The 17,301-nt window shown below is 60.7% G+C and carries 16 protein-coding genes; 4 read left to right on the top strand and 12 right to left on the bottom strand.

What is annotated here, in order from left to right; translation table 11 throughout:
- Positions 1–2: 2 nt before the first annotated feature.
- The 7 genes from FHX08_RS18010 to FHX08_RS17980 form a co-directional block, all read right to left on the bottom strand.
- On the bottom strand, positions 3–899 hold the full coding sequence (locus FHX08_RS18010; RefSeq protein WP_184327439.1) for a carbohydrate ABC transporter permease: 897 nt from the start codon (positions 897–899) through the stop codon (positions 3–5).
- A complete protein-coding gene (locus FHX08_RS18005; RefSeq protein WP_184327438.1) occupies positions 896–1,783 on the bottom strand; it encodes a carbohydrate ABC transporter permease in 888 nt (295 codons plus the stop codon). Before FHX08_RS18005 ends, FHX08_RS18010 begins: the two co-directional genes overlap by 4 nt.
- 117 nt (positions 1,784–1,900) lie before the next feature.
- A complete protein-coding gene (locus FHX08_RS18000; RefSeq protein ID WP_184327437.1) occupies positions 1,901–3,211 on the bottom strand; it encodes an ABC transporter substrate-binding protein in 1,311 nt (436 codons plus the stop codon).
- Positions 3,212–3,315: 104 nt separating this feature from the next.
- Complete coding sequence (locus FHX08_RS17995) at positions 3,316–4,566, bottom strand: alkaline ceramidase (RefSeq protein WP_184327436.1); 1,251 nt, start codon at positions 4,564–4,566, stop codon at positions 3,316–3,318.
- Positions 4,563–5,705, bottom strand: coding sequence for an N-acetylglucosamine-6-phosphate deacetylase (locus tag FHX08_RS17990; protein WP_184327435.1), 1,143 nt, complete (start codon positions 5,703–5,705; stop codon positions 4,563–4,565). The genes FHX08_RS17995 and FHX08_RS17990 overlap by 4 nt, the downstream gene beginning before the upstream one ends.
- Positions 5,705–6,484 carry a sugar isomerase domain-containing protein gene (locus FHX08_RS17985; protein WP_184327434.1) on the bottom strand — a complete coding sequence of 260 codons (780 nt, stop codon included), beginning with the start codon at positions 6,482–6,484 and terminating at the stop codon, positions 5,705–5,707. The genes FHX08_RS17990 and FHX08_RS17985 overlap by 1 nt, the downstream gene beginning before the upstream one ends.
- Positions 6,477–7,265 (bottom strand): 6-phosphogluconolactonase, encoded by a 789-nt coding sequence (locus FHX08_RS17980; RefSeq protein WP_246698342.1) that lies wholly within the window; start codon positions 7,263–7,265, stop codon positions 6,477–6,479. The genes FHX08_RS17985 and FHX08_RS17980 overlap by 8 nt, the downstream gene beginning before the upstream one ends.
- A 205-nt stretch (positions 7,266–7,470) precedes the next feature.
- Here FHX08_RS17980 and FHX08_RS17975 point away from each other — a divergent pair, with 205 nt between their 5' ends.
- A complete protein-coding gene (locus FHX08_RS17975) occupies positions 7,471–8,463 on the top strand; it encodes a LacI family DNA-binding transcriptional regulator (RefSeq protein ID WP_184327600.1) in 993 nt (330 codons plus the stop codon).
- A 109-nt stretch (positions 8,464–8,572) separates the two neighbouring features.
- On the opposite strand, the gene FHX08_RS17970 is transcribed toward FHX08_RS17975, so the two are convergent.
- From FHX08_RS17970 to FHX08_RS17950, 5 genes are all read right to left on the bottom strand, one after another.
- A complete protein-coding gene (locus FHX08_RS17970; protein ID WP_184327432.1) occupies positions 8,573–9,799 on the bottom strand; it encodes an MFS transporter in 1,227 nt (408 codons plus the stop codon).
- Between the two features lie 255 nt (positions 9,800–10,054).
- Entirely contained in the window at positions 10,055–11,971 is a 1,917-nt protein-coding gene (locus FHX08_RS17965) for a beta-N-acetylhexosaminidase (protein ID WP_184327431.1), read from the bottom strand.
- A gap of 30 nt (positions 11,972–12,001) precedes the next feature.
- Complete coding sequence (locus FHX08_RS17960; RefSeq protein ID WP_184327430.1) at positions 12,002–12,778, bottom strand: SDR family oxidoreductase; 777 nt, start codon at positions 12,776–12,778, stop codon at positions 12,002–12,004.
- A 19-nt stretch (positions 12,779–12,797) separates the two neighbouring features.
- Entirely contained in the window at positions 12,798–13,664 is an 867-nt protein-coding gene (locus FHX08_RS17955) for a MurR/RpiR family transcriptional regulator (protein ID WP_184327429.1), read from the bottom strand.
- A 25-nt stretch (positions 13,665–13,689) separates the two neighbouring features.
- Positions 13,690–14,076 carry a RidA family protein gene (locus FHX08_RS17950; RefSeq protein ID WP_132654669.1) on the bottom strand — a complete coding sequence of 129 codons (387 nt, stop codon included), beginning with the start codon at positions 14,074–14,076 and terminating at the stop codon, positions 13,690–13,692.
- A 111-nt stretch (positions 14,077–14,187) separates the two neighbouring features.
- Here FHX08_RS17950 and FHX08_RS17945 point away from each other — a divergent pair, with 111 nt between their 5' ends.
- From FHX08_RS17945 to FHX08_RS17935, 3 genes are read left to right on the top strand one after another with little or no spacing between them, the layout of a single operon-like run.
- The gene (locus FHX08_RS17945; RefSeq protein WP_132654667.1) at positions 14,188–14,673 is read left to right on the top strand and encodes a hypothetical protein; all 486 of its coding nucleotides are present in this window, start codon (positions 14,188–14,190) and stop codon (positions 14,671–14,673) included.
- 29 nt (positions 14,674–14,702) lie between these two features.
- A complete protein-coding gene (locus FHX08_RS17940; protein WP_184327428.1) occupies positions 14,703–16,178 on the top strand; it encodes a M81 family metallopeptidase in 1,476 nt (491 codons plus the stop codon).
- 1 nt (position 16,179) lies between these two features.
- Positions 16,180–17,280 (top strand): D-TA family PLP-dependent enzyme, encoded by a 1,101-nt coding sequence (locus FHX08_RS17935; RefSeq protein ID WP_184327427.1) that lies wholly within the window; start codon positions 16,180–16,182, stop codon positions 17,278–17,280.
- Positions 17,281–17,301 lie beyond the last annotated feature (21 nt).

Below are 17,301 nucleotides of genomic sequence, written 5' to 3'. Positions count from 1 at the left end.
CGCTACTCCTTGAGACCGGTGCTGGCGACGCCCTGAACGAAGTTTCGTCGCAGGATGACAAACAGCAGGATGGATGGGATGAGGACGATGGCGGAAGCGGCGCTGAGGCGCCCGAGATCGACGGTAAAGCCGGTCTGGAAGAGCGCAAGGCCCACTTCGATCGTGTAGCTCGACCTTGTCGTCGCAATGATGATCGGCCAGGCGAAGGCGGTCCAGGCCTGGAAGAAGGCAAGCACGGCGAGAGCCCCGAGCGCGCCGCGAAGCAGCGGCAGGACAATGCGGAAGAAGATCCAGAACTCGCCGGCGCCATCGATACGCGCAGCCTCCAGCAACTCGTCCGGGATCGAATGGATGACGTTCTGGCGGACGAGAAAGATGCCGAAGCTCATCACCAGATAACCGAGTAGCAGACCCCAGACGGAGTTGAGGATGCCGAGGCTCTTGGCCTCGAAATAAAGTGGGATCATATAGACTTCGAACGGCACAATCGCGGTTGCCAGGAACAGCGCGAAAAGGATGTTCATCGTCCGGAAACGGAACTTCCCGAAAACATACCCGGCAATGGACGAGGTCGCGACGATCGCGATCGTCGACATCACCGCGAAGGCGATGCTGTTGCCGATCCAGCGGATAAGCGGCGTGTCGGCAAGGACAGCCCTGAAATTGGCGGTCGTCGGGTCGTGCGGAATGACGGTCGGTGGCCAGGCCAGCATTTCCGCCGGCGTCTTGAAGGCATTGGCAACCAGGAAGACGAGCGGCAGCAACATGAGGATCGAGACGATGAACAGAAACACGTCGATCGCAAGATTGGTCAGCTTTTTCTTGCGGCGCAGGCGCTGTCCCTCTGCCAGTTCCTCGGCGGTGGGTTCGACATGGATCAAGGAAAGTTCTGCGGTCATGCCCTTCCCCTTTCTCTCAGCATGGAGAACTGGATCAGTGTCAATACCAGGACGATAACGAGCAGCACGACCGCCTCGGAAGCCGCATAGCCGACGCGGTAATTGCGGAAACTATTTTCCAGCATGTCGAGCACGAGCACCCGCACCTGGCGTCCCGGCGCGCCTTGGGCGTCCGAGGCGAGCACGAAAGCCTGGGCATAGACGTTGAAGCCAGAGACCAGGGTCACGACCGAAACGTAAAGCGTGATTGGCTTCAGCATCGGGATCGACAGATACCAGAAGCTCTGCGGTCCGGAGGCGCCATCGAGCTTGGCGGCTTCGTAAAGCGAAACCGGCAGGTTCTTGAAGCCGACGAGATAGATCAGCACGGCATAACCGAGCGCCTGCCAGGAGCATAGCACGATAATGCAGATGACCGAGAGGATGGGATCAAACAGCCAGTTCTGCGCCGGAATGCCGATGAAGGTCAGCATTGCATTGAGCGGCCCGAGGCGAGCATCGAAGATCCACTTCCAGGCCATGGCGGCCGGGACCAGCGACACGATGTGGGGAATAAACACGGCGGTTTCGTAAAACCCTGCCATGCGCGAGCGTGTGCGATGGAAGATCAGCGCGGCAATGATCAGCGCCATCGGTATGGTCAAAATCAGCACTCCGAAAGCGATGATCGTCGTGTTGACCAGGGCGTCGAGAAACAGATGATCGCCCATCAGCTCGCGAAAATTGGCAAGCCCGATAAAGGGCTTGTTCTTCGAGAGGATGTTCCACTGGAAAAGGCTGAGCCTCAACGTGTCGGCGATTGGATACAGCCGCACATAGGCAAAGATCGCCAGTGTCGGCAGGATCGCGAGGATCGCAAAGAGGAATCGTTTGCGCTTCAGCATTCAGGTAACCTGTAGACGAGCGGCTTGGCGCACCGGGAGCAAAGCCTGATTCTCGGATGCGCCCGGGACGATGCGATGATGCCCCGGGCAGGCGATGTCAGCCAGAACTGCCGGCGATTATTTCGCGAGCAGACCTTCGCGATCGAGAATCGTGTCCACTTCGTCGCTCGTCTTCTTCAGGAAAGCATCGATCTTGGCATCATCGTTCGCAAGCGACGGATCAGCGAAGGCGACGACGAGCTGGGCTGCAACGCGGGTGAGGATTTCCTCGATTGGACCGATCGACGGCAACGTGAAGAACTTGTAGCCTTCGGGATAGTCGACGAAGGCCGCAAAAGCCGGCTGCTTGGAAGTGACCGGCGCGTAGTCGACGCCTGAACGGTTCGGAAGCCAGCCGACATTCTGCAACAGCCAGACGAGGTTTTCCGGCGAGTTCGCCTCCTTGGCAAATTCCCAGCCGATCTTGGCGGCGGCGTCGTCGCCGACGACATAGAGATTGGTCGGCAGCGCGATCGATCCGGTCGGAAGCGGTGCGGTCGCATATTTCAGGTTGGGCGCCTTCTGGCCGATGTCTCCGATGACCCAGGATTCGCGAATGAACATCGCGGTCTGGCCGCGCTCGAAAGCATCGGCATCGGCAGGCATTTCCGGCGTTACCGTTTTGTCGGTGAAGACGAGCTCGAGATATTGCTTGAGCGCCTTGCGGCCAGCCTCATTGGCGAAATCCGTCTTCCATTTGCCGTCGCCGGCCGGTACCAGGATCGCACCGCCATACTGGTGCATGTTCGTCCAGAATTTTTCGGCAATGCCTTGCCCGCCCCCCGACAAACGCAGGCTCCAACCGGAAACGGTCGGCTTGCCCGATCCGTCACGCTGGGTCAGCTTCTTGGCGTATTCTGTGTAGTCTTCCATGGTTTTCGGCGGCGTTGTCAGGCCGGCTGCCTTGAACATGTCGGTATTGTAGAAAAGCGAACCCTGGCCGCGAAAAAGTGGGACGCCGTAGACCTTGCCCTCATAGCTGGCGATATCGGTGAAGAACGCATCAAAATTCTTCGGATCCTTGACGAAGGCGGAAATATCTTCCGGTGCCTCCGGCAGGATGCCGTTTTCAAGATAGCGGGTGGCCGTTGAGCCGGATAGCTCGATGACGGTGGTCCCTTCCTGACCGCCGCCGGTCAGGCCGAGCGCGACGCGTTTTTCGTGCTCGCGCAGAGCAATCGCCTCCACCTTTACATCGAGGTCCGGATGGCTGGCCTTCATCCCCTCGGCGACGTGCTGGTAAAAGGGGGCCATTTCCGGATAGCCGCTCCAGACCGTCAGCGTTTCGGCCGAAGCGGCGGTCATGCCGGCGGCGAACGTTCCGGCAAAGACTGCGCTCAGAAGCAATGCCCGGGTAGAAACCCTGGTCGTGACTGGTGTGATTTTCATATCCTGTTCCCTTGTTGTTATTGACAAAAAGCTCTCATGCAACCGGTTGCGTGTCAAGCTTTGCATGGTTTTTGACGATCACATGGATCATCCCTTCTTCCTCCTCAACCGCGGGTCGCAAGTGCGATCGCGCATTCGGCAAGCGCTTCTGCGGCGCCCGGAGCAAAGCTCATCGGCAGCCCGTAATAACGGTGGGCCTCATCGATCTCGTAGCCACCGAACCGGAACTCGCTCGCCGGCGGGATGTAGCCCGGATTGTCATCTGCAAACCCGATGATGAAGGCCGGCCTGTCGCGACCGAGCGCAGCACGGATGGAAAGCGCCGTCTCGGCAAAAATTTCCCCTGGCAAGGCGACAACCGGCACGCCGCCCCAGTCGAGGACAGTGACACGGGCCGCAATGGGTTCGGGCATCACTGGCGCGATGGTTTTCGCCCAGTCTGCCCAATAGGACAGAAGCGCTCTGTGGGCTGGTTCAGCCGTCAGAGCCTCTGTTCGCCAGCGCCGTTCGAGGACAGCAGCGGCTTCCGTTTCACGCCGCTCGAAACTAAGCGCAACGGTGCAGTTGCGAACGCTCGCCAGATCGGACACCGGCTGCTCGCCGGCACGAAGAGCGGCCTCGGCGATTTTGCGGCCGATCCGGCCGGCCATGTCGAACGTCCGATCCTGACTGGCCGAAAGCGTGATCGAAGCGTGAGCCGAGTGACCTGTATTGGCGTCACCGACGCAGCCGGTCATGAACAGTGCGACAGCCCCCGGATACACCTCCTCCAGGCACTGACGGACGAAGTGCGGATAGTCCGCGGTCCAATGGCGGTTGTCTGCGCCAAGCACGACCGGATGGCAGGCATAGGCTATAACAACCGCGATCATCACGTCGTCTTCGCCACAAATACGCAGTATGGGCAGGCATGTGTCCACCGGCCCGCCGGGATGGCGCCGGTTGCGGGCGACCTCCGGGTCGGCGCCCTGCCCGACCGTGATCATGGCTGGCCTTCGTGCGCAAACTGCCTTGTCGATTGCGGCGACGCAGGCATCCTCCAGACGCTCCAGATAGGCCGGATCGGCAGTAAGACTGAGCCTTCCCGCCATCGAAACCGGGCCGCCATGGGTGTGAAGAGCCGCCACAACGACATTTTCGGCCGCGAGCATACACCGGTTGCGGATCCGCGCACTCATCGTCGCATCGATGCCGATGACATCGGCAACGACAATAGCAGTTTCGCCGATCACCACTGCGCGTGCCGTCAAGCCATCATGCGTGCCCTCGGCCGGCAAGGTTCGGGCCGCAAAGCCGGACATCGGCAAGCCTGGCGTTGGCGTGATATCGACGATGGCAGCTCCGGCCAGGATCATCTGCAAAACGCCCTTTCACCGTGGACCCAGGTTTCACGGACTTGGAGAGCATGATCGCCTTGCGACCAGTCGAAGCGTATGAGATCGGCCCTCGCACCAACCTGCAGCCGCCCGCGCCCCCCGACCAGCCGGCCTGGGTTGCGCGTAGCGAGCAAAAGCGCCTCGGCCAGAGGCAGGCTTGCCATTTCGGCGGCAATCGCGACATTTGCCGACAGCGGCAGGCTGGCACCGGCAAGATAGGGGGTGCCGGCAATACCGATGCGCCCCTCGGCCGAGACCTCGACGGTGCCGCCGACAGAATGCTCGTAAAGGCCGGCCGGCATGCCAGCTAGAGCCACCATGTCGGAAACGAGGAATGCCCGTTCCATGCCCTTGGCGCGCAGCATAGCCTTGAACGTATCGGCAGGCAGATGCCAGCCGTCGGCGATGAAACCGGCCGTCAAGCGATCATCGGCAAGCTGCGCCCAGATGACGTTTGGATGGCGTGGCAAGACAGCCGCCGCGCCATTGCCAAGATGCGTGGAGACGCTCGCGCCTGCCTCCGCAGCCGCATGGATTTGCTCCGGCGTCGCTGCCGTGTGGCCGAGTGCGACAAGGATGCCTTTGGCGCTCAAAGCCCGGATGTAGTCGCTGCTGCCTTCCAGCTCCGGTGCCAGGGTTACCATGAGGACGAGATTGCCGGATACCTGCTGCCAGCGCTCAAATTCGGCAACCGAGGGCGGCCGGACATGTGCCAAGGGATGCGCGCCTCGCGGACCATCTTCCCTGGAAATCGATGGTCCTTCGACGTGCACGCCCGGCACCATCTCAGCAATCAGCCGGTGGCCGGCGCGGCTTTTGCCGATCACCTGGAGCGCCTGCAGGATCGCCGATTCCGGCGCCGTGATGAGTGTCGGGAGCCAAGTGGTCACGCCGACGCTCAACAACTCCTCGCAAAGCGACAGCATGATGTTTTCCGTCACCTTGCCGGCGTTGAGATCAAAACCGCGAAAACCATTAACTTGTAGGTCGACGAGGCCCGCAGAAAGAAAACTCTTGTCCGTCTTCTCCGCCGGTCGGATCGCGGCAATCGTCCCGTCGAGGATATCGACGCTGATACCGTTGCCGCTGCTCGGATCGATACCGTCGACGGTGACCATCAGAGCGCCTTCACCCGACCCTGGAAGTTTGCGAGGAAGCGGCCGTTCGCCTCGTCGCCGCCCGGCGCATTGCCGCTGCGCCAGACAGGTGGCTCGATGCCCCTTTCGACGAGCTTCGCAACCGTCCGAATGACGAGGCAGTTCAACGTGAAGGCGTTGGCGAAGGTGGAAACTGCCGCGATATTTTCGCCCATGCCCGGCACACGGACGACGGCATCGCCGATCGGTACCTTGCAGTCGATCGCGACATCGACGATGTCGTGCAGATTCTGTTTCGTAGGATGGCGGGCTGGATGATCCGCGGAGGTGTTGATCGCATGCTGGCGAGAGCTGACGCCGATCAGGAGGACGCCACGCTGGCGCGCCTCCAACGCCGCATCGATCAGCGCGGCATTGATCCCATAGGCGTTTACCAGGATCAGCAGATCGCTTTCACCGAGACGCTGATTGGCGATCACCACCTTGCCGTAGCCTGGCGTACGTTCAATCGCCATGGAGCGCAGCGCACCGTTTGAGAGCAATGTGCCTTCATCGAGGATGGCGCTGATATGCATCAGCCCGCCGGCGCGGAAAAAGACTTCTTGGGAGGCGAGGTTCGAATGGCCGCCGGGGCCGTAGATGTACACCAGACGATCGGCGACAATCTGGTCGGCAAGCTTTGACGCAGCCTCATCGAGCGGCGCCCTCTCCTCTTCCAGCACGCGGCGCATCAGAGCCTGCGTGGCGGCAAAATAATCTGCGCAAAGGGCATCGGCATCTATGGCGTCGGTTTCATGCATCGGGGTCGGAGTCCCTGTCGATATAGAGGGTGCAAGCCTCGTGGTTGCGCAGGATGGTGGCCGGGCAATCGGCGCTGAGCGGCCCGTAAAGGGTCTTCGACACCGCATCGCGCTTGACCGCGCCCGGCACGACGCAGAACAGACGACGTGCGCGAAGCAGGCGCGGCACGGTCAGCGTAATGGCTTGGTGCGGTACCGATGCAAGATCGGGGAAGCAGTCGTCATCTACCTGCTGCTTTCGGCAGACATCGTCCAATTCAACGATCTTCACGTCCAGCGGATCGTTGAAATCTGCGACCGGCGGGTCGTTGAAAGCGATGTGGCCATTCACACCGATACCCAGGCACACCAGATCGATCGGCGCCTCGTTCAACAAACCGGAATAGCGAGCGACTTCCGCCTCGACATCCGGCTCCGGGGTTATCCGGTGAACTGCGGCAAACGGCAGCCGCGTGAAGACATGGGTGTCGAGCCAATTGGCAAACCGCGCCGGTGAGGTCGGATCAAGGCCGATATATTCGTCCATGTGAAAAGCCGTTACCCGCGTCCAGTCGATGCCTGGCTGAGCGGCAAGTGCCGAAAGCATCTCGGCCTGGCTGGGGGCGGCCGCAAACACCATGCGCACGGTCGACTGCCCGGACAGACATTTGATGAGCGCGCCGGCAATGTCTGCGGCAGCGGCAGCTCCCATCTCGGTTCGCGTGGCGAAGCTTTCGACCGTCAGCCTGTCGATGGCCCGGCTTGTTCGCGGCGACGGACGGTGAGCGGTGGCAACGTTCAAAATGGGCTCCATGTCGGCAATGGGAGCAAGCGTCGCACGGCCGCAGGAACGGCGGCGTCCGTCATGTTCCCTTTGTTCTAATTGACCTCAGAATTCCATGCAACCGGTTGCATGTCAAGCGATTGAGTGGCAGTGTCGGTGCGTTGATTGATGCGGCTCCAAATTTCATGGTAAGCGGAGCCGAGGGGCAAGGGTTCCGGTGACCATGATTAAACGTGCCAAGGGCGTTACCATCAGTCAGGTCGCAGATGCGGCAGGCGTCGCAAGATCCAGCGTTTCGCGCGCCTTTACGAGGCCGGAGATGCTGCTGCCGGAGACCGTCGAACGGATTATGAAGGCCGCTGAGGCCCTGGGCTATGTGCCCAACCATACGGCCCGCGCGCTCAGCACGGGGCGCCACGGAAATATAGGCCTCATCGTGCCCGATATCGCCAATCCGTTCTTCCCGCCGCTCATTCAGGCCGCCCAGCTCGAAGCGGATCGGTCCGACTTCTGCATCTTCCTCGGCAATACCGGCGAAAGCCCGAAGCAGGAAGACAAGCTGGTGGGGCGCTTTGCCGGCCAGGTCGAGGGTCTGGTGCTGGCGTCTTCGCGACTTTCGGAAGAGCGCATCCGCGCCCATGCTGCGCAGCTGCCGCTCGTGCTGATCAATCGCGATATCGAGGGCATTCCCCGCGTTCTCATCGACAGTGGCCCGGGTGTGCGCGAGGCTGTCGACCATCTGGCAAGGCTCGGTCACCGCAAGATCGCCTATGTCAGCGGACCGGCAAATTCCTGGTCGAACAATCAGCGGCGCAATGCGATCCGCAGCGCCGCGGCACCGGCGGGCATCGAGGTCGAGATCGTGGCGGCAGCCCTGCCGAGCTACGAGTCCGGTCGCAATGTTGTCAAGGCGATCCTTTCGACCGGCGCAACGGCGGCTGTCGCCTTCGACGACGTGACGGCGCACGGCGTTCTGGCAGGGCTGTCCGAAAACAAGGTCTCGGTTCCGCGTGACTTCAGCCTCATCGGCTGCGACGACGTGCTGGGCGCCGTCACCTACCCGGCACTCACCTCGGTCTCGAACCGGTCCGTAGAGGCCGGCCGTGTCGCCGTGTCGCTGCTTCTCGATATGCTGCGGGCCCACGCCATGCGGGATGAGCGCTGCGTGCTTGAGACCAATCTCGTTGTTCGCAGCACGACGGCTGAGGTCGATTGACGTGCCTCGGTCCGGCCTCCGGCAGTCTATGCTCGCTCACGTCTCTCGGCCATTGTGCCGGTCAGCGGGAGCTCCCGACCTCCGTCATCATTTGCGACGAGCAATGACTTCACGAAGAAGAGGAAGAAAGAAGGCCTTGCTGGCACCGGCGCCTGTCGAGAAATAGCAGCCAAGCGATCCCAATGAGACCAGAGAGGGCACTGACCACCGCGGTGCCGGAATAGCTGGTGATGGCTGTGCCAACCGCAAAGAGAAGAGCGCTCAGTCCGGCGCTGAGAAAGATATTGACGGAAATGAGAGCGCTGCCGAGACCGGGCCGCTCGGCGATCAAATCCTGCAGATAGGTGATTGGAATGGAGATCAGCGACGCCGCGCCGATACCGCTGATTACCGTGAGTGCATAGACATGCCACGGCTCGTGGGCAAGCGACAGAAGCAGCAAATAGACGGCATAGATCACCGCGCCGGCGGCAAGCGCTGCGAGTTGGCTGATGCGGCGCAACAGACGCGACCAGACAATGATGAAGACGACCTCGAGCAGAGCGACGATTCCGACTAAAATACCGATATCGGCGACGGTGCCGCGTGCGGCGTCGGTTACGACGAGCGGGAAGACGGCGTCGTTGACATGCAATGTGCTGCTGATGAGCGCAACGGCCGCGATCCGGCTAAAAATTTTCGGTGAGATCACCTGGCCGAGTGCGGCGAGATAGGAAAGATGGTGTGTAGCTGTGCGAAGCGTACCGCTTTGTCGGGGCAATAGGAAGCCGACGAGCCCCACACAGACGAGGCAGGAAATTGCGGCGAAGAGATAGGCCGGCAGCATCGTCGCAGAAGAGGAAAGCAGAACGCCAGTAAGTCCAGGAACCAGGACCCAGGAAAGCGAGATCATTGCCCGCACGCCGGAATTGACGGTCGCCACGTCGGCTGGTGCCATTCCATGCGTTGTAGCTCGGACATTGGCAAAGAGCAGCGAGTTCAGGCAACCATAAACCGGCAGCACCAGAAGCGCGCTGAGGACAAATATGACCTGCGTCGGAAAGAAGAAGACCGCGCCATAACCGATAACACCGAAGGCCGCCGCGACAAGCATCATCGTGCGGTACTCACCGAGCCGGTCGGCAAGATTGCCGAGCAGAATGCTGACGATCACGTTGACCGCCGCTGCGGCGAAGATCAGTGCGGCATAAAGCTCATTCGACAGGCCGAGCTCGCGGATGCCGACCACCGATCGATAGGGGGTCGTCGTCGCTCCAGCAAATCCGAAGGTGAAGATGGCGATCATGCTCACCCGGATTGCAGGATTACGGAATACGTTGGGAATGTAGCTGTTCATTATCGTCGTCAGCCGGCTTTAAGGCGATCCTGGTGCGGACGTGGAACGAGCGTTCCCGCACAAGGATCGTCAAGATCAATCTCGGTCGCGCCTGAGGGTGGGAAGGCGCGCGTGCGGCGTGTAGCCGAAATCCTCATTCAATGGAAACGCAAAGCGGCGGTGCCGGACGCTCAGCCGATATCGATGCCCTGACCGACCAAACCCTTTGTAAGGACCGGCGGTCATTTACCGACGTCCATCTTCGTCATTGCCGGCTCAAAGCCTCGGGCTAAGCGGCACGATCGCTACAAAACGCTCCCAATTCTTCGACGCCTTCGGCGTCCACGCAGCTTCAGCAATTGCCGGAAGCCGCGGGAAAACGAGGCGGTTGAAATAGCCGCGCGAGAGGAAGTGCTCCGACCAGATGCAGGCCTGAACGCCTTTGAGCTTGTGCTTCAACGTGTCAGGAAACTCGCCGGCTGCCTCATAGCCATAGGTGTGGACCGGCGGTACCGTACCGGCCCAGCTCGCACCCGGTTCCTGGAAGGCTTCGGCTTGAACCATGTCGAGATAATAGGCTTGGCCCGGCGTCATGACGACGTCATAGCCTTGCTCGGCAAGCTCGATGCCGACCTGCGGATTTTCCCAGGCCATCAGCAGGCTGTCCTTCGCCGCAACCCCACCGCCGTGGGCGACCTCGTTCCAGCCCGCGAGCTTGCGACCGCGCTTGTCGAGCATCGTCTTGATCTGCTTCAGGAAGTAGGACTGCAGGCCGAACGTGCCGGAAATGCCTCGTTCCGCCATCAGCTTTCTGGCAAGCGGCGAGGCGAGCCAGGAGCCGTCTGCCACTTCGTCGCCGCCGATATGGATGTAGGACGAGGGGAACAGCTCGACCATTTCGTCGAAAACCTTTTCCAGGAATTCGTAGGTCAGCGGTACAGCCGGGTTCAGCGCATTGTTCGGGTAGCCCTGTACGGAATGGTAGCTTTCCGGTGCCTCCTGTCCATCGGTCAGATCGGGCAAGGCAACCAGCGTCGCCGCATTGTGGCCGGGAATGTCGATCTCCGGAACCACCTCGACGTTGAGGGAACTCGCATGCGCGACGATGTCCCTGACATCGTCCTGCGAATAGAAGCCGCCGACCGGCTCGGCACCATTGCCGAGTTGTGGCAGCAGCGGCTCGTCCGGACCTCGCAACACGCCTGCTGTCGTCAGTTGCGGATAGGCCTTGATCTCCAGCCGCCAGGCCTCGTCATCTGTCAGATGCCAGTGGAAGATGTTGAGCTTGAACCAGGCAAGAATGTCGATCAGCCGCTTGACGTCATCAACCGGATAAAACTGCCTGGAAACGTCGAGATGGCAGCCGCGCCAGCTATAGCGCGGATGATCGGAAATCGTACCCGAAACAGGGAAACGGAATTTGCCATTGGTGACGCGCGCACCGTTCAGCATCTGCGCGAGCGAGGTCAATCCGTATTGGCGCCCGGCGGAGCCGGAATAGGAAAGTGTCACGTGATCGGCCGCGAACGTGAGCCGGTAGGCTTCGGCGTCTAGCGAGGCGTCCCTGTTGAAAATGAGAGCGCAGCCTTGCGGCGAGGCCACCAGATTGAAAACCGAATGGTCGCTTTCGAAAAGGCGGCGCGTCAGGGCAATGCATGTCGATATCGCCGACAATTCGTCTGCGCTGGCGCCTTGCGGATAAAGGATGACCGGAAAACTATCGCCCGGCTTCGCATTGATCTCGGCAGGCCACGGCTGCAAGGCAAAGGGCAGGTCGAGCCGGCCTTCAGGCAGGAGCGAAGGCGGAGGCTCGCTCACTCGGCCTTCGAGAAGCAGATCGGAAACGGCGACCGGCACATGCTTTCCGGATGACAGTGTCAGATAGGCGGACTTGGCGCCGTCAGTGCAATGGCGCGCCGGGCGATGCAGGCCGGCGACCGTAAAGGTCCAGCTTTCACCGGGGGCGAGGACCAACCCGGCGGGCGGCTCGAATTCGTGAAAATTGGCATTGCGTCTCAGAAACGTGGCGTTGCCGCATGCCGTGGCATCGATGACGCGAGTGAGGGAGGTGTAGACGAGCTTGAAACCGGAGAGTGCCTCACCAGATAAATTGAAAAGCGTGAAAGTAAACGAACCATGCGGCCCGCCACCAGGGTTCCAGCTGCTTTCCAGGCGATAGTCGGCCGGCTTCATATCTCGTTCCTCTTGTTGTCTATTTCGATTTCAATAGCGCTCGGACTGGGAAAAGGTGCGGGCAAGCTCGGCCTGGCCGGCCGTCAGGCCGCAGTCGACCGGCAGGCAGACGCCGGTGATCGCCGCAGCCTGCGGCCCGGCCAGAAAGGCGACGGCATTGGCGACATCCTTCGGATCGACGACACGCTGCAGCGGGTACCACCGACGCGCATCCTCGAACACATTGGGATTGGCGGCCGCCCGCGCTTCCCAGGCCTGTGTCTTCACCGTTCCGGGAGCAACGGCATTCGCGCGGATGGAGAATTTTCCGTATTCGACGGCGACCAGCCGGGTGAAGTGCAAAAGTCCGGCCTTGGCCGCGCTGTAGGCCGGATGGCCGAACACGTTCATGCCGTTGACCGAGGCAATATTGACCATCGAGCCCCGCGACGCCTTCAGCTGGTCTTCGACGGCGCGAAAACAGAGAAATGCCGCTTCGAGGTTGAGCGCATTGTCGGCACGCCAGATTTCCGGCGTCGTATCATGCAGGCTGACGGCGCGGGCAGCACCAGCATTGTTGACGAGCGTGCGCAGACTGCCGAGCCCGGCCGTGCGCGCGGCAAGAGCGGCAACGCTTGCCTCGCTGGTCACGTCGCATTCGACGACGACGAAGCGGTCAGCTGGCCCCAGTGCGCCGGCAACGGCGGCCGCGGCATCAGGATCGATGTCCGCGAGCACGATAATGTCATGATCGTCGGCGAGCCGACCAGCAATTGCCGCTCCGATATCGCCTGCGGCTCCGGTCACGATGGCCACTGATCGTGTCATTGCTGGTTCCTTCTGTTGATCAATCGCCGAGCAGTTGCTTATCGTCATCGCCGTCGCGGTAGGTGATCAGCTGTCGCTTGATGCGCCTCAGCGTGACCGTCGCCTTCGGCTGGACGGCGTAGGCGACAAGGCTCGCCAGGATATCGACGGTCGCGATATAGGCGATGCGCGTCGATGTCGGGCGGTAGATGTTCGTGCCTTCGGGAATATCGATCGGCACGACGATCTCGGCGGCCTTGGCGACGGCGCTGCCAGTCTGGGTCAGCGCAATGGTTTTGACCTTGGCTTCGCGTGCCAGCGCAAAGGCTCGAACGAGCTCGGCATTGCGACCGGAAAAAGACGAGCCGATGATGACGTCGCCGGACCTTGCCGCTGCTGCCATCATCAACTGCATGCCGTGGTCGGAGCTCGCCGTGATGCGCAGGCCAAGCCGAAAGAGCCTGTTTTGCAGTTCATCCGCGATCATCGAGGAATTGCCGCCCGAACCGAAGGCATAGATCATCTCCGCCTTGGCGATCTGCGCGACAGCGGCTTCGATAGCGGCGAAATCCAGCGATCGATGCACCAGAAAAAGGGCGTTCTGCGCCTTGGTGATGATGTCCTGGGCTACATCGGCCGGATCGCTGCTCTTTGATTCCGGCTTCAGGTAACGGACGCCGACATGGGCGGTGCGGGCGAGCTGCACCTTGAAATCGGAGAAGCTCTCGCATCCAAGGCGGCGGCAGAACCGTGTCACCGTCGGTGGCGAGACCTCCGCGCGTTCGGCAAGCTCAATGATCGAGGCATTCACGGCGAATTCGAAATCGTTGACGACAATGTCGGCGATACGGCTCTCGGAGGCGGAGAGCCGGGCCCTGTCTTCCTGCAATGTGGAAAAGATGTCCAAGCCGCTCCTCCAGCCGATCCGTCAGTCAACTCTTCTTCTTGTAGGCAACGCAGTCGATCTCAACCTTGCAATCCACCATCATCGACGATTGAACGCAGGCGCGGGCCGGCGGATGCGCGCCGAAATAGTCCTGATAGATCTTGTTGAAGGTCCAGAAATCGCGCGGATCGTCCAGCCATACGCCGACGCGCACCACATCCTCGACCCCGTATCCGGCTTCCTCGAGAATGGCGAGCACATTGGCGATCGTCTTATGCGTCTGGGCAACGATATTGCCATCGATGATCTCGCCGTTTTCCATGGCCACCTGGCCGGAAACATAGAGCCAGCCATCGGCCTCCACGGCGCGCGCGAAAGGCAAAGGCTTCCCGCCGGCGCCGGTCTGAACAGTGCCATACCGCTTGATGGACATTCCTGATCCCTGCAAATTATTTTCTTGATAAGTTGACAAGGGACCATAGAAAGCGGATTTTGACCAGTGAAAAACGCTGTTTATGAAAAGAATTTAAATCGGGGACGGAATATGCGTGATCCTTTCGAAAATCCTTTCCCACTCTCCGATACCGCGCGGCACGCGATCTGGGAGATGCTGGTGCCCCGCGACATCGATGCCTTTCTGACCGCGGACTGGTCGATGGTTCAAGATGATTTCATCGAGGAAGGCTTCATCGGCATCGATGGCCGCAAAGAGGTCAGCCCTGACAAATGGCGCCTCGCATTTCCGACGCTTTCGGCCTATCGCGACGAGTGGCTGAGGCAGGCAAGGGACTTTGCGACGCAGAGCTTTGCCGAGGATACCCGCACGGCGATCTTCACCACAACGACGCTCGAGGACATCGAGATCGAGGGCGACATGGCGCTTGTCCGCAAGAAGTTCGATGGGGGCCTGACGAAGAGTGATGGCACTCGCGATATCATGCAGTGGCAGACGCTCTATTATTGCAGGCTCCACGAGGGACGGTGGAAGATTTGCGGATTTACCGGCTATCTGCCGAACCCGATGGGTTGAGGCGGCGGCGCGAAACAAGGCTAACCCACTTGCGCATTTTCACGGCGGCACTCGCGACTGAAACCAACACGTTTTCCCCGATCTGCGTGGATCGCCGCGCTTTCGAAGCGTCTCTCTATGCGCCGCCCGGCCAGCATCCGGAAACGCCGACCCTCTGCACTGCGCCGATTACGGTTGGCCGCCGCGTCACCGCTGAAAAAGGCTGGGCGCTGATCGAGGGCACAGCAGCCTGGGCGGACCCCGCCGGCCTCGTCAACCGCCAGGCCTATGAAGGGCTGCGAGACGAAATCCTCGACCAGCTCCGCGCTGCAATGCCCGTTAATGCCGTGGTGATGGGCCTGCATGGCGCAATGGTGGCTGCAGGATATGAAGATACGGAAGGCGACCTCCTGACCCGCATGCGCGATATCGTCGGGCCGGACGTGTTGATCTGCGCCGAACTCGACCCTCATAGTCATCTCACCGCCAAGCGCCTCGAAGCATTGAATTTCGCCGTCTATTTCAAAGAATTTCCGCATACTGATTTCGTCGATCGCGCTGAGGATCTCTGGCGCATTGCCGTCGACGCACTTGAGGGCCGGGTCAAGCCGGTGAATTCGGTGTTCGACTGCCGCATGATCGATGTCTTCCCCACCTCACGCGATCCAATGCGCTCCTTCGTCGACAAGATCATGCGGATCGAGAAGGAAGACCCGGAGATCCTGTCGATCTCGGTGGTCCACGGCTTCATGGTCGGCGATGTGCCCGAGATGGGCACCAAGCTGCTTGTCGTCACCGACGACAATCCAAAAAAGGGCGCGGCGCTGGCGCGCGAACTCGGCATGGAGCTGTTTTCCAAACGCGGCACCTTCATGGTGCCGCAGATCGACGAGAAGGAAGCCGTGTCGCGGGCGATGGCCGCCCAAAGCTGGCCGGTCGTCATTGCCGATGTCTGGGACAATCCGGGCGGTGGAACTGCCGGCGATGCCACTGTCCTTCTCGAAGAGCTTCTGGCCCGCGGTGTCAAGAGTGCCGCGATCGGCACGATCTGGGATCCGATCGCCGTTCAGATCTGTTTTGCTGCAGGCGAAGGCGCTGAAATACCGCTGCGCTTCGGCGCAAAATCGGCACCGGGGACCGGTAACCCCGTCGACGGCACGGTAAAAGTCATCAAACTGGTGAAGAATGCCGAGATGCAGTTCGGCGAGAGCCTGGCACCTTTCGGCGATGCGGCCCATATCGTTTTGAACGGCATAGACGTCATTCTCAATTCGACGCGGGCGCAGAGCTTCGATCCGAGCCTGTTTTCTGTGATGGGCATCGATCCGACCAAGCAGAAGATCCTGGTGATCAAATCGACCAACCATTTCTTCGCATCCTTTTCGAAGATCGCTGCTGAAATCCTGTACTGTTCGGCAGGAACACCCTATCCCAACAACCCGGCGACGACCCACTATCGCCGGGCGCCGAAGACCATCTGGCCGATCGTGGCCGATCCCCATGGAACCGCACGCGGAGCTGCCTGACATGCATGACAACCGCTTTGCCGTCGTCGCCAAGGCTGGAGACAGGGTCGCAGATCTTTCCACACCCCGTCCGATCATCGACGAGGACAAGCTGGCCGCCAACATTTTTCGGGTCCAATCCTACATGAACGAGCACGGGCTGAATTTCCGCCCGCATATCAAGACCCATAAGATACCCGCACTTGCCGCGGCCCAGGTTGCGGCCGGCGCCAAGGGCATCAACTGTCAGAAAGTGACGGAAGCCGAGGTCTTTGCCGAAGCAGGTTTCGACGACATCTTGATCACCTTCAACATTGTCGGAACTGCAAAGCTTGAACGGCTCGCTGCCCTGAACGACCGCATTTCGGCTCTCAAGGTCGTCGCCGACAGCGACGTGACGGTCGATGGGCTGGCGGCACATTTTTCCGGCCGCAAACCGCTAACCGTCCTGGTCGAATGCGATACCGGCGGTGCACGCTGCGGCGTCCAGACGCCGGAGCAAGCTGTCGCACTGGCACGGCGTATCGCTGCTGCCGATGGACTGGTATTCGGCGGCATTCTCACTTATCCGAAGCCGCAGGCGGCTGACGCCGTCGAAGCTTTCATCCAGGAGACATTGAAGCAGTTGGCGCCAGAGGGCATCGCCTGCCCGATCGTCAGCAATGGCGGCACGCCGAGCCTGTTTCAGGCGCATCTGGTCAAATCGGCGACGGAGCATCGCGCCGGAACCTATATCTACAATGACCGACAGATGATCCGGATGGGGCATTGCACGCAGGACGATTGCGCAATGCACGTCCTGGCAAGCGTTGTGTCGCGGCCGAATGCGGATCGCGCCGTCATTGACGCGGGCTCGAAGGCGCTGACCTCCGACCTGCAGGGATTTACGGATTTCGGCCTCGTCGTCGGCTATCCTGAGGCGAGAATAGTCTCGCTCTCCGAAGAGCATGGCGTCATCGACCTTTCGGCCTGCACCGCCGCCCGGCCCGGGATCGGCGAAAAGCTCTTCATCATCCCGAATCATACATGTGTGGTTTCGAACCTGTTCGACACGATGGTCTTCCATCGCAACGGTGTCGTTACGCGCGTCGAGGACGTCGCCGCGCGCGGGCTTGTCTGGTAACCGATCCCGGGGATGGAACGG

It is taken from the genome of Rhizobium sp. BK529, assembly GCF_014194105.1.
Classification (GTDB): Bacteria; Pseudomonadota; Alphaproteobacteria; order Rhizobiales; family Rhizobiaceae; genus Rhizobium.
The sequence above is the reverse complement of the archived record's forward strand: the minus strand, read 5'-3'. Positions and strand labels throughout refer to the sequence as shown.